The 12164-nt window shown below is 43.0% G+C and carries 10 protein-coding genes; 6 read left to right on the top strand and 4 right to left on the bottom strand.

Annotation, left to right across the window (positions count from 1 at the left end; genetic code table 11):
* Positions 1 to 29: 29 nt before the first annotated feature.
* Positions 30 to 776: a TetR/AcrR family transcriptional regulator gene (locus FTW16_RS14705; RefSeq protein WP_146491614.1), complete on the bottom strand. Its 747-nt coding sequence runs from the start codon at positions 774 to 776 to the stop codon at positions 30 to 32.
* A 150-nt stretch (positions 777 to 926) separates the two neighbouring features.
* Here FTW16_RS14705 and FTW16_RS14700 point away from each other — a divergent pair, with 150 nt between their 5' ends.
* Genes FTW16_RS14700 through FTW16_RS14690 form a run of 3 tightly spaced genes read left to right on the top strand, consistent with a single transcriptional unit; the run spans position 927 to position 6126 of the window.
* Positions 927 to 2015, top strand: coding sequence for an efflux RND transporter periplasmic adaptor subunit (locus tag FTW16_RS14700; protein WP_146491613.1), 1089 nt, complete (start codon positions 927 to 929; stop codon positions 2013 to 2015).
* Positions 2015 to 3070, top strand: a complete 1056-nt coding sequence (locus FTW16_RS14695) for an efflux RND transporter periplasmic adaptor subunit (RefSeq protein WP_146491612.1) — start codon at positions 2015 to 2017, stop codon at positions 3068 to 3070. The genes FTW16_RS14700 and FTW16_RS14695 overlap by 1 nt, the downstream gene beginning before the upstream one ends.
* A complete protein-coding gene (locus tag FTW16_RS14690; RefSeq protein WP_146491611.1) occupies positions 3067 to 6126 on the top strand; it encodes an efflux RND transporter permease subunit in 3060 nt (1019 codons plus the stop codon). The genes FTW16_RS14695 and FTW16_RS14690 overlap by 4 nt, the downstream gene beginning before the upstream one ends.
* Positions 6127 to 6357: 231 nt before the next feature.
* Here the strand turns inward: FTW16_RS14690 and FTW16_RS14685 are convergent, their stop codons facing one another.
* Positions 6358 to 7095 (bottom strand): EAL domain-containing protein, encoded by a 738-nt coding sequence (locus FTW16_RS14685; RefSeq protein WP_146491610.1) that lies wholly within the window; start codon positions 7093 to 7095, stop codon positions 6358 to 6360.
* A 575-nt stretch (positions 7096 to 7670) separates the two neighbouring features.
* On the bottom strand, positions 7671 to 8306 hold the full coding sequence (locus FTW16_RS14680; RefSeq protein WP_146491609.1) for a hypothetical protein: 636 nt from the start codon (positions 8304 to 8306) through the stop codon (positions 7671 to 7673).
* A 290-nt stretch (positions 8307 to 8596) separates the two neighbouring features.
* Between FTW16_RS14680 and FTW16_RS14675 the strand changes: the two genes are divergently transcribed.
* The 3 genes from FTW16_RS14675 to FTW16_RS14665 all read left to right on the top strand — a co-directional run bounded on the left by FTW16_RS14675 (position 8597) and on the right by FTW16_RS14665 (position 10101).
* Positions 8597 to 8842 carry a DUF2164 domain-containing protein gene (locus tag FTW16_RS14675; RefSeq protein WP_017059821.1) on the top strand — a complete coding sequence of 82 codons (246 nt, stop codon included), beginning with the start codon at positions 8597 to 8599 and terminating at the stop codon, positions 8840 to 8842.
* A 153-nt stretch (positions 8843 to 8995) separates the two neighbouring features.
* On the top strand, positions 8996 to 9535 hold the full coding sequence (locus tag FTW16_RS14670) for a cytochrome b (protein ID WP_048660207.1): 540 nt from the start codon (positions 8996 to 8998) through the stop codon (positions 9533 to 9535).
* Complete coding sequence (locus FTW16_RS14665; RefSeq protein WP_128164231.1) at positions 9532 to 10101, top strand: YceI family protein; 570 nt, start codon at positions 9532 to 9534, stop codon at positions 10099 to 10101. Before FTW16_RS14670 ends, FTW16_RS14665 begins: the two co-directional genes overlap by 4 nt.
* Positions 10102 to 10481: 380 nt before the next feature.
* On the opposite strand, the gene focA is transcribed toward FTW16_RS14665, so the two are convergent.
* Entirely contained in the window at positions 10482 to 11933 is a 1452-nt protein-coding gene (gene focA / locus FTW16_RS14660; protein WP_146491608.1) for a formate transporter FocA, read from the bottom strand.
* Positions 11934 to 12164 lie beyond the last annotated feature (231 nt).

Raw genomic sequence — 12164 nt, 5'->3', positions numbered from 1 at the left:
TATTAAGCATTGAATTTGAAGCAGCGTCTTTAGTGTTTACTTTGCTCGTGTTCGCATTTCCACACGCAAGGTACTTCATAAACTAGCTCTTCAATCGAACTTGGATTCAATACCCATTCATCACTGATATTGAACGTATTGATCATTTGCTTGTTGAACAGTTGCCAATGTTTTAACAACGCTTCTTCCGGTGTCGATTGCATGTCACCTTCATTCCATGTGCTTTCCATGAAAGGGGTTAGGCATACCGCTCCGTGTGCATACATAATCATTTGCCATTTAATTTCATAAATGTTGATCAAGTTATCTGGGTTCGCATCATTATATTCTTCTGCCAACATATTGATTTCTTTTTCGACATCACCAACATTGTCGATAAAGTAATCGACCAAGTTGTCTTTTTGGCGCACAGAGTCAGTGATAAGTTGCATTGGCTTACGTGAATGAATCATGTTGCTAAAGAGGCGCATGCTAAATAGATAAATAGTAATACTCGGCGCAACACCTTTTGGTAACTCTTCCATAATTTTAGCAATGTAAGACTGAAAATATTCGTGTAAACAATCACTTATGGAGTGCCAGATCTTTTCTTTGCTACCAAAGTGATGGCGAATAAGGCTATGCGAGACGCCGGCTTTTTCACTGATGTTTCGCAGTGAAACGCTATCATAACCATGCTCACAGAACATTTCCGCAGCAACACTCATGATCAAAAATCGAGTCTCTTCAGCGTCTTTTGCGCTTCTTCTACCTTGTTTCTTTTCTGTCATCTTCATTTCACACATTTACCTGATTACCACATTCTACACTGTTTTTACTGAAATAAAAAATACTGCACAGGTGGAAAGTAAAGCTTGAGAATTATTAAATATTAAATATACTGCCCATCTGTGTAATAAATCATAATAATTAGATGGAGAAGCATCATGCAATCCAAGTTGTCTATTCAAGCCAAGGCGGGTAAGCAGATAGGACTGGCGTTTGCTGCACTATTACTCGCAAGCTCTTTGACCGGATGTAATAAGGTTCAGTCAGAAGAAACGGTTCAAGTTGTTAAGCCAGTCAAGCTGTTTGAGATCCCTCAGCAGACGGATATCGAGCTTGATAGCTTTATCGCAAAAGTGGATGCGACCGACCGTGCCGCACTTTCATTCCAAGTGGGTGGAGATATTGAAACGTTCTCTGTTCGTATGGGACAAGAGGTGAAGAAAGGCCAAGTACTCGCTGTGCTAGATGCAACGGACTATCGTATTGCGGTTGATGCAGCCCAAGCAAAATTTGATCTGGCGAACAGCCAATACAAGCAAGCGTCTGAGCTGTACTCGAAGAAGCTTGTAAGCACGGATTACTACGACCAAGCCGTAAACACCTTTACTGCCGCTGAAGTTGAGTTGGACCAAGCACAAACAAACCTTGGTTACACCACATTAGTTGCTCCATTCGATGGCGTGGTATCGATGGTGTTTGGTAAGCAATATCAGTTAATCGCTGAAAAACAGCCTGTACTTAATATTTTGAATCACAGCGAGATGGATGTGACTTTCTCTATCCCTGTATCAAAGCTTGAAGACCGTTCTATCCAAGACCTAACTAGCTCATACATGTGGGTTGTGATGGATAGCCACCGCGGCATTCGTATCCCAACGCGTTTTAAAGAGATCTCAACGCAACCAGACGAAGACACGAACAGCTACCAAGCGGTTGTGTCTATCGAGAAACCTGAAGGTATTAATCTGCTTTCTGGTATGACGGCACAAGTTGAAGTTCAGAAAAATAAGTCGGACTACGGTATTGGCATTGTCGATTCAGCTTGGCTAAGCAAAGAAGCAGATCACGGTGAACTGTGGCGCTACAACCCAGAGTCTCAATTGATTTCTAAAGTACAAGTCACCCTTGATGGTCAAGGCAAGGTTATTGAAGGCCTGTCTTCTGGCGACTTAATCGTAGAAGCGGGTGTCGATGTGTTATCTGATGGGCAACAAGTAAAAGCTTGGTTACGTGAGGGCGGTATTTAATGAACCTTTCCAAATTATCAGTTGTGGTTGTATCTGCGTTATTGCTTCAAGCCTGTAACAATGAAACCAACCACCGTGAGCAACCTTCACTTTTGGTTTCAACCTTTGAAGTGGGTGCGCCACTGACTGACCAATTCAGAAGCTTTAATGGACAGGTGATGCCTGCAGAACTCACACCATTGGCATTTAAGCTTGCTGGTGAGATTCAACAAGTATTGGTTGAAGCTGGTGACAAGGTAGATAAAGGTCAGCTACTGGCGACCTTAGACAACGCGACATACCTGCAAGATCTTACAGACGCTAAATCTCAATTCAAATTAGCGAGTAAGCAACTGGCACGTGGTTCTGAGATGTTTGACAGCAAGATGTTGTCGCAATCGGAACACGATCAACTGACCGCTAACTACAAACTGGCATCGGCTAATTTGGCTGCGGCAGAACGTAAGCTGAGTTACACAGAGCTTTTAGCGCCATTTGCTGGCACGGTTTCAACAGTCGATAAGCAACGTTTCGAAAACACAACACCGGGTGAAACGTTACTCAGCGTGTACCAGAACGACAAGGTGTATGTGCGAATTCAAGTATCAGATTCGATCTTAGCGTCTATCAGCCCAGATATGCGTTCGAACAGCTATCGACCTGACGCAACCTTTGGCGGCCACTCTGGAAAATACGCTCTAACGTATCTAGAGCACACTAGTGAACTGCACCCGCAATCTCGCACCTACGAGTTTTGGATGCAGATGCAACAACCTAGAAGTGAAATTCTGCCGGGTACCAGCGTTACGGTAAATGTCGATATGGCAAAAGCGGGCTTGAGTGATGTTCAAGGTTATCAGTTGCCGATGACGACGCTACAAGCAGGCGCTGAAGCGAACCAATTTTACGTGTGGAAGATGGAAGACGGCCAAGCATTCAAAAGTGAAGTGGAAGTCGACAAGATCAGTGGCCAAGGCGCACTTATCGCGCATGGCGTCGAACAAGGTGAGTTACTCGTAAATTCGAATCTAAGAAAACTCCGTGACGGAATGCAATTGTCAGGAAAAGCAGAATGAACATCGCAGAATATTCAATAAAGAACAAAGTAATCAGCTGGCTGTTTCTAGTCATTTTGGCCATTGGCGGTGTGACGTCTTTTGGTAATCTATCCCGTTTAGAAGACCCAGCTTTTACCATTAAAGATGCAATGATTATTTCAACTTACCCTGGCGCTACGTCTATGGAAGTTGAAGAAGAGCTAACTTATCCGCTTGAAAAAGAGATAAGACAGCTTCCTTATATCGACAAGATCACTTCGACATCATCGAATGGTATGTCTCAAATTATGGTCAGCATGAAGATGGATTACGGTCCAGACGAGCTACCACAAATCTGGGATGAAATGCGTCGTAAGATCAACGATCTACAGCCAACGCTACCAAGTGGTGTTAATTCCGTTCAGATCATTGATGATTTTGGTGACGTATTTGGTGTGATGATCATGCTGACCGGTGATGGCTACGATTACGTTGAGTTAAAACAGTATGCTGATTACCTCACACGTGAAATCGAACTGGTTGAAGGCGTAGGCAAGGTAAGTATCGCAGGCGACCAACAAGAGCAACTGTTTGTTGAGATGTCACTGGAACGTTTAGCCGCATTGAACCTAGATATGTCGACGGTTACGTCACTGTTAGCACAACAAAACAGTGTGGTATCGGCAGGCGAGGTGATGCTGAATGGTCAAAGCCTAACGATCAAGCCTAACGGCACATTGAGCACGGTTGAAGAGCTAGAAAATCTAATCATTCATGGTCGTGATACGGGCAACCTGATTCGTTTGAAAGATGTCGCTGAAGTGACTCGCGGTATTCAAGAAAAGCCAGGCAATGTATTAACGTACAACGGCAAACCAGCAATTAACTTAGGTATTGCGTTCTCTTCAGGCGTAAACGTCGTTGAGATTGGTAACGCGCTAGATGCGGAGCTAGACCGATTAGAAAGCATTAAGCCTGCCGGTGTGGAGCTGAATTACTTCTACAACCAAGCACAAGAAGTAGACAAATCAGTGGCTGACTTCTTAATCAGCCTAGTTGAAGCGGTAGCGATCGTTATCATTGTGCTGCTGTTCGCAATGGGCTTACGCAGTGGTTTGATTATCGGTTTGGTTCTTCTATTGACGGTATTTGGTACCTTCATATTGATGGACTACAACAATGTCGAACTGCACCGTATCTCACTGGGTGCTTTGATCATCGCGCTCGGTATGCTGGTGGATAACGCGATTGTTGTCGTTGAAGGTATATTGGTTGGCTTGAAGAAAGGTAAGACCAAGCTTCAAGCAGCAAAAGACATTGTGACACAAACGCAATGGCCACTATTGGGCGCGACCATTATTGCTATTACCGCTTTTGCACCTATCGGATTATCGAAAGATGCAACGGGCGAGTTCATGGGTTCATTGTTCTGGGTACTGTGTTTCTCGTTATTCTTGAGTTGGGTAACAGCGCTAACACTAACGCCATTCCTTGCTGAAATGTTGCTTAAAGAAGAAGACAAAGTCGATCAGAACGAAGACCCATACAAAGGTATTCTGTTCGTTATATTCGGTGCATCTCTGAAATTTGCATTGCGTTTTAGATGGTTAACTGTCGTCAGCATGATCGCTTTGCTAGCGGTGTCTGTGGTTGGTTTTGGTAAGGTGAAGCAGCAGTTCTTCCCACCATCAAATACGCCGATGTTCTACGTAGACATGTGGATGCCAGAAGGTACGGATGTACGTGAAACGATCAAGCAGACTGAAAAGGTTGAGAGCTACATTCGTCAAGAAGACGACGTAGAGTTTGTAACCACAACGGTTGGGCAGGGCATGCAACGTTTCGCTCTGACATACCAACCAGAAAAAAGCTACGAAGCGTACAGCCAGTTACAGGTAAGAACCACTGACCGTGACACCATGTTTAAGGTTCTAGCGGAGTTAGACAAAAACTTAGCGAATGAATTTGAGCAACCAACGTTCCAGTTCAAACTGATTGAATTCGGCCCGTCACCAGCTTCAAAGATTGAAGCGCGTATTATCGGTGCTGATCCTCAAGTATTGCGTAGCATTGCCGTTGAAGTCGAAGACATCTTGCTTGCCGATCCAGGCTCACGAAATGTTCGTCACGATTGGCGTGAACGCACTAAAGAGCTAGTGCCACTGTTTAACGAATCAAAGGCTCGTCGCCTTGGCATTTCAAAAACTGATCTGTCTGAGACGTTACAAATGGCATTCGGCGGTTACAACATCGGTTTACTGCGTGATGGTACTCATATGTTACCTATCGTTGCGCGTTTACCAGAAGAAGAGCGTTTTGACTTTGAATCACTGAACAATGTGAAGATTTGGAGCCCATCGCTACAAACTTACATTCCAGTTGAGCAAGTGATTGATGGTGTAGAGCTTCAATGGTCCGAACCACTGATTCAACGTCGCGATAGAAAGCGTACACTAACAGTACTGGCTGACCACGACGTACTTGGTGAAGAAACGCCGGCTAGCTTATTTGCTCGTGTTAAACCAAAGGTAGAAGCATTAGACCTGCCAGAAGGCTACAGCATCAGTTGGGGTGGTGAATACGAAAGCTCAAAAGATGCACAAGAATCTCTATTTGGTTCATTACCAATGGGTTACTTGCTGATGTTTATCATCACTATGCTTCTATTTAATTCGCTTCGTAAGCCACTTGTGATTTGGTTTACGGTACCACTTTCTATCATTGGTGTTTCGATTGGTCTGCTAGGGACTAATATGCCATTCAGCTTCACGGCATTCCTAGGTCTACTGAGCTTAAGCGGCATGATCTTGAAAAACGGTATCGTACTGCTTGACCAGATCAACACTGAACTCTCAACAGGTAAAGACCCATACTTAGCGGTTGTCGACAGTGCGATTAGTCGTGTACGACCGGTATCTATGGCAGCATTGACGACTATCTTGGGTATGATTCCCTTGGTATTCGATGCATTTTTCGGCTCGATGGCGATTACCATCATGGCAGGCTTAGGCTTTGCTACAGTACTAACGCTAATAGTAGTACCAGTGATGTTCGCTATTCTATATAGAATCAAACCGTCCACTGCGGGTTATTAGGGAATGATATAAAACAGATTCTTTTAAGCCAGCCCAGTCAATTTTGACTGGGCTTTTTTATGCGCGTGATTTTACGCAACATCGATTTAAGTAAACATCTGCATGCAGAGAAAACGATGTGAAAACCGCTACACGAACAAAGAACTTCGTTAATAAAGGAATGTGTTCAGTAACAGGTATTAAAAAGCCGCTAACCAGTGGCTAGCGGCTTTAAGAAGAGTAAGGGCGGTTTTAGATTGCTAAACGGATATCCAACTCAATCGGTTTAGGCATCGCTAGATGGTAGCCTTGGTACATGTCAAAGCCCAAGCTTTGCATTGCCGTGAGTTGATGCTCTGTTTCAATGCCTTCGATGACAGTCTTAGCGCCGATTTGCTTCGAGAGTTCTAGAACTAATTCCATTTCTCGTGTGTCACCTTGCTCAAAATCTAACATCACTGAGCGATCGATCTTAATGATATGAGGATTGATGTGGCGGACGCGTTGTTCTGTTGATGCTTGTGTTCCGAAATCGTCGACCGCGATTTGAAAACCATTCTCCGCAAGAGAGAGGGCTGCATCTTTCAAGCGCTCTTCACTTTCGGCATTCAGTTCGACCAATTCCATCACGATCTGCTCACATGAAAGGTTCAACTCATGAAGACGTTTTGCCAGAAGGCTGTCACTGACCTTTTCTGCAGCAAATAACTCACCAACGTTTGGAAGAACATTCAAAAACAAGTCTAAATGGCGGATATTCGATTGTGCGAAGTTACGGATATGGATAGCGCGACTCAGCCTTTCTACATTGATCTTGTCAGTGCATAAGGTATCGTCGGAATGGAAGAAGTGATCAGGACGAACAACATCCCCTTTGCTATTCGAAATACGCACCAAAGCTTCAACGCCTATCTGAGTCATTGAACTGTCAAATATAGGTTGATAGACACTTCTAAGTGTTAAGTCTTGATATTTCGCAATAAACTGCATATCGGCATCCACAGATATACAGCTAATAAATTCACTTCTGTCTGATAAAATCATAGTCGCTAATAAAGGTGTTTATTTAATGACGAAAATATACGTCATGGCTGTCACAATATTGACAGGTGTAAGTAAATTGTCAATTAATAAAAAATCATATGTAGGGTCAATAATTAAATAAAGATAATTAACGAAAAATCAGCATGATAAATGACATTAGTCATTAAATTTACTTATCATTCGCTGTGTTTGATAGTTGCTGTGAATTTAATGGCTAAGTAACGTCTCTCATATTAACCTCAGCCAATATAAGGCTATAACGCTGATACACCAGCGAAAAGTAGGGTTAAAGGCTTAGATTGTGGGGGAATGTCAAAGTTACAAAATGGAGGGACTAAGAGAGTTACACAGAAATGATATCTATCTCTCAAAATCGAGACGACGAGTACAACAACTATTAATAATTAAAACAGAAGGTTCGAATAATTAATGAACAGGGAATGAGTTTTCTTTTATAAAATATTGGGATGAAGGTCTAACAATTTACTTTAAATATTGAATGAAAAAGTTGACCCGTATTATCACTGCCATTGAAGTACCGCATAAAGTTGCAGGTATTTACGAACCAATTGTTGATTTACTGACCGTTTGAGTGGGTGGCCGAATTTAATAAAGCAAGGGCTGATTCTGAAATTGTTATTTAAATCGGAAGCGAATTGAGAATCACTCTCCCTTAGAGTGATGCCTTGCTGGCTGTATTCCGTTATCTCGTCTGGGAGTTCTCCCATCCACCAATGTAACAACTCACTACTGTTTTTACTTCGGCTTATCCAATGGTCGGAGACAATGATCAAAACGTCATTGGGCTGAATTGCGAATCCATACTCTTGCTGCCAGTTATGAATGTCTAACATCAACTTTTTACGACACGTTTTTCCCGCGCTCACCATATGATGGCTAATCATCCAAACGGTACCGATTTCAGAAGAGATTCGGAAGTGTCTAGGGTTTTCACCAGAAGAGAGCATTTCGAGTGGGCTGATGTTGCTTGCATGGTTAAAGCTAACAAAGGTGTGTTCCATTCGTCGGGCAAAGGCTTTACCGATGTGATGCTCACTGATCCCTTGGTTGTGCACCGTAGGATAATGACGCTCACAGAGTTTTAGACAATCGTCTTGAAACTGATTGACGCTTTTAATCACGAGATCTAATAACAATGAAGTCCCTTATACACAGTTACTATCTTATTGATGGGCAATAGTACGGTAATTAATGTGTCATTACCTATTGCCAAAGTGCGAGTTCTTGATCCCTCTATCAAAATTAGCGATTGCGGAGCGATTTTATGGATAGCACTGGCACTTCGCGGGTCTGTATTCTAAATTATGAGGAATTCTAATCAGTTAGAAAGACTATCTTTAGCTGCAAAGTTACAAGTGAGCTAGCTAGATTATAGTTTAGTCAGCTGTTCACGATGGATTTATTTACTCTTTACTTGGAAACATTCATGACAATTCAACTAGATTCGAAGCAAAAGTCTGAGCTCACCCATACTCTACAAAAATACCTGCAAGATGAACTCGATGTGGAGCTTGGCCAGTTCGACACAGAATTCTTGGTCGACTTCATAAGTAAAAAGTTTGGGGCGGTTTATTACAACAAAGGGATAGAAGACGCTCAAAAAGTGATGGAGCGTAAAATGTTAGATATCTCAGATGAGCTTTACGAGATCGAACAAATCGTTGAAATCTAACGCTTAGCCCAAACTTGTTCAAATAATTTGAATAACTCGTTTAATTTGAAATGATGTTACCAATGTAAAGCTTGGTAAATAATATGTTACACAAACTTGGTGTAGGGTACGCTTTTCAAAACTACACTACTCGTTAACATTCGGAAGAGATGCATGGACAACAACGTTAGAAATTACAACCCTTTAGCAAGAGCGATGCATTGGATCTCAGCACTCGCGATTTTTGGCTTATTTGGTGTAGGCCTGTGGATGGTTGATCTTTCATATTACAGCGAGTGGTACAAAACAGCACCAGATTATCACCGTTCGGTAGGCATTCTTTTGGCTGCCGTTACCGTTATTCGCTTGCTTTGGAAACTAGTTACCGCGTCACCTAAGGTGGAAGGGAAAAGCTATGAAGTTGCAGCAGCGAAGATCGCTCACGGCTTCATGTACATCAACTTAGCGGTTTTATTTATTTCAGGTTATTTGATTTCAACATCAGATGGCCGCGGGATCGAGGTATTCAATTGGTTCACTGTACCAAGTATGGGCGAACTGTTTGCAAACCAATCTGATCTCGCAGGTACGGTTCACTACTATGCTGCATGGGTACTGATCATTATGGCATCAGTGCACGCCTTAGCGGCGATAAAACACCACGTTATCGACAAAGACGATACGCTACGAAAAATGATAGGAGCTTCAAAATGAAAAAGTCAATTATCGCTACAGGATTAGCATTTGCTATGGCAATGCCTTTCGCTGCGAACGCCGCTGATTACGTGATTGATACAAAAGGTGCGCATGCTTCAGTTAACTTTAAAGTTAGCCACCTAGGTTACAGCTTTATCCAAGGTCGTTTTAACACATTCTCTGGTGATTTCTCGTATGACGCAAACAACGTTGAAGCATCAAAAGTAAACGTTGTTGTTGATACAACGAGTCTAGACTCTAACCATGCTGAGCGTGACAAGCACATCCGTAGCTCTGACTTCATTGATGCAGGTAAATTCTCAGACGCTACTTTTAACAGCACGAAAGTGGTTGATAAAGGCGATGGCAAACTTGAAGTAATGGGTGACCTTAAACTTCACGGCGTAACTAAGCCTATCGTTATCGAAGCTGAATTCATCGGCGCTGGTCAAGACCCATGGGGCGGTGAGCGTGCTGGTTTCGTTGGTACAACTCGTCTAGAACTTGCTGACTTCAACATTCCAGTAATGGGCGCTTCAAGCTACGTAGACATGGATCTACACGTTGAAGGTGTAAAGAAGTAATCTAGCTATTGATGATTGCTGCAGGTATCAATCTTTTATGTAGCACCAAAAGTTGAATCGATACCTAGAAAGCAACAGTTAGAAAAAGAGAAAGGCGCAAAGTATTCACTTTGCGCCTTTTTATTACGGTAAATGGTAACGCGTTTAGATCTGTTTTGTGTCAAACCTTTAGTTGCGCTTTAAGCCACCATTTACTTTTAGCCAGTCAACGTTGCCATGACTGATTTTCGAGGAGAACAACTAATCCCTAATTGTTCAACCTTGTTCTAGTTAGCTAACCACTTCCTAGTAAAACAGTCGTTAGCTACACGCTTCCTAGTTAAACCATTGCAAGTTAATCCACTGTAGATTAAACCACTGCAAGTTAACCCCTTGACCAGTTAAGCCGTTTCTAGTTCCGCTTTTGGTACTACGTTTAGGCGGTCACCGTAGATTGGGCGAAGTGCTTGCATCACCTCAGTACGAGTAAGAACACCCACCATCACACCGTTTTCCAATACTGGAAGCATATGTGGCTGGCTCACTTTCATCGCTTTTGCACGCTCTTCTAGAGAAAGAGAAGTCAAGCGAGTTGCGAAGCCCATGCTGGTAGTAGGGTACAGTTGCTCTTTGTCGATACATAGGAACTCAGCTACATCAACCAGCTTGTCGTTTGCATCGATTGCCACCACGTCACGGCTCATTAGGTCTACGACTTTCTGGCCTTTAGTTGGGATGTAGTCTTGGCACCAAAGGTCGACCATTACGTCGTGAACAGAGAAGATACCAACCAGACGACCTTCAACATCGCAAACAGGAGCGCTAACAAGTTGAGCGTCTAAAAGTGAATCAATTGCCACTGATGTAGGCATTTCTACGCTTAGTGTAATTGGTTGAGTGTTCATGATTTGCTTGATAGTCGTTGCTGTGTTCATAGTGATTTCCTTAACTGACGTAATTTCTGTTGTTTGTGTAATTGCAGTAATTTTTGCTGCTTTAAGTTGTGGGCGACGGTAGATACTCCAGTTGGCTAAGCCGACCAATACTGAACCACCTACGATGTTGCCGATTGTCACTGGTATTAAGTTTGCGGTGACAAATTGCATGATGTTTAGGTCTGCGTACTGCGCTGGTGTTGCGCCGATTTGCATCCAGAAGCTTTCCGGTGCGAATGCTTGAATTGTGATGCCTAGCGGAACCATGAACATATTCGCCACACAGTGTTCAAAGCCTGAGCTTACGAACATTGCAACGGGTAACACGGTCATCATTGCTTTGGTCATTGCGTTAGCGGAGCTGAACGTTAACCAAATGGCTAAACACACCAGCAAGTTACAAAGCACACCCAAAGCAAAAGCTTGAACAGGGCTGTGGTGTAGCTTGTGCTGTGCAATGTTAAGAGCGTTTAAGCCCCATTGGCCACCATCTAATTGATATAAGCCTGCTGCGCTTACCAAAGCCAAAAGGAACATGGCACCGATAAAGTTACCGACGTAAACCTTGCCCCAGATAGACAGCATCTTAGTGAAGGTTATTTGCTTGTTAGCCCATGAGATGCTTGATAACACTGAACTGGTAAACAGCTCGCCACCGCAAATTACAATCAGGATTAACCCCATGCTGAATGCAAGACCGCCGGCTAAACGACTCAATCCCCATCCAGCATCAGCGCTACCTGTGGTTACCGTGATGTAGAATAAAAAAGCAAGCCCGATGAATGCGCCAGCCATGATTGCCAAACTCAATGTCATGCTGCTGGTTTTATTTGCTTTGCTTAATGCAAACTTCTCGGCTTCCGCCATCATTTCTGTTGGCGAGAACAGTTGCTGATTTTTAGAAGTGCTGGTTGCCATATCCCCCCCTTGAACAATCCGTCATGTGTAATTCCTAGTGTTAATGACTTGGTTAATCCGTAATGGTTAATCAGTAATGTTTTGCAGGGCTCGTTTGTGTCCTGCCATTCCAGATTAGGGGGTTGAGGGGTAGAGGTAAAATTGATAATTTTTAGAAACCACATCAAAATTATTGATATAGATTTGGTTAAGCGTAGAATGAAATCAATTGCTCATCGGCTTAACAAAAAA

This window comes from Vibrio sp. T20 (assembly GCF_007858795.1).
In the GTDB taxonomy this organism is placed as follows: Bacteria; Pseudomonadota; Gammaproteobacteria; order Enterobacterales; family Vibrionaceae; genus Vibrio; species Vibrio satsumensis.
Note: the sequence above shows the minus strand (reverse complement) of the source record. Positions and strands in the feature narration are given on the sequence as shown.

Coding starts and splice junctions, on each gene's coding strand:
- FTW16_RS14705 (WP_146491614.1), bottom strand. CDS start 776: ATGAAGATGACAGAAAAGAAACAAGGTAGAAGAAGCGCAAAAGACGCT.
- FTW16_RS14700 (WP_146491613.1), top strand. CDS start 927: ATGCAATCCAAGTTGTCTATTCAAGCCAAGGCGGGTAAGCAGATAGGA.
- FTW16_RS14695 (WP_146491612.1), top strand. CDS start 2,015: ATGAACCTTTCCAAATTATCAGTTGTGGTTGTATCTGCGTTATTGCTT.
- FTW16_RS14690 (WP_146491611.1), top strand. CDS start 3,067: ATGAACATCGCAGAATATTCAATAAAGAACAAAGTAATCAGCTGGCTG.
- FTW16_RS14685 (WP_146491610.1), bottom strand. CDS start 7,095: ATGCAGTTTATTGCGAAATATCAAGACTTAACACTTAGAAGTGTCTAT.
- FTW16_RS14675 (WP_017059821.1), top strand. CDS start 8,597: ATGACAATTCAACTAGATTCGAAGCAAAAGTCTGAGCTCACCCATACT.
- FTW16_RS14670 (WP_048660207.1), top strand. CDS start 8,996: ATGGACAACAACGTTAGAAATTACAACCCTTTAGCAAGAGCGATGCAT.
- FTW16_RS14665 (WP_128164231.1), top strand. CDS start 9,532: ATGAAAAAGTCAATTATCGCTACAGGATTAGCATTTGCTATGGCAATG.
- focA (WP_146491608.1), bottom strand. CDS start 11,933: ATGGCAACCAGCACTTCTAAAAATCAGCAACTGTTCTCGCCAACAGAA.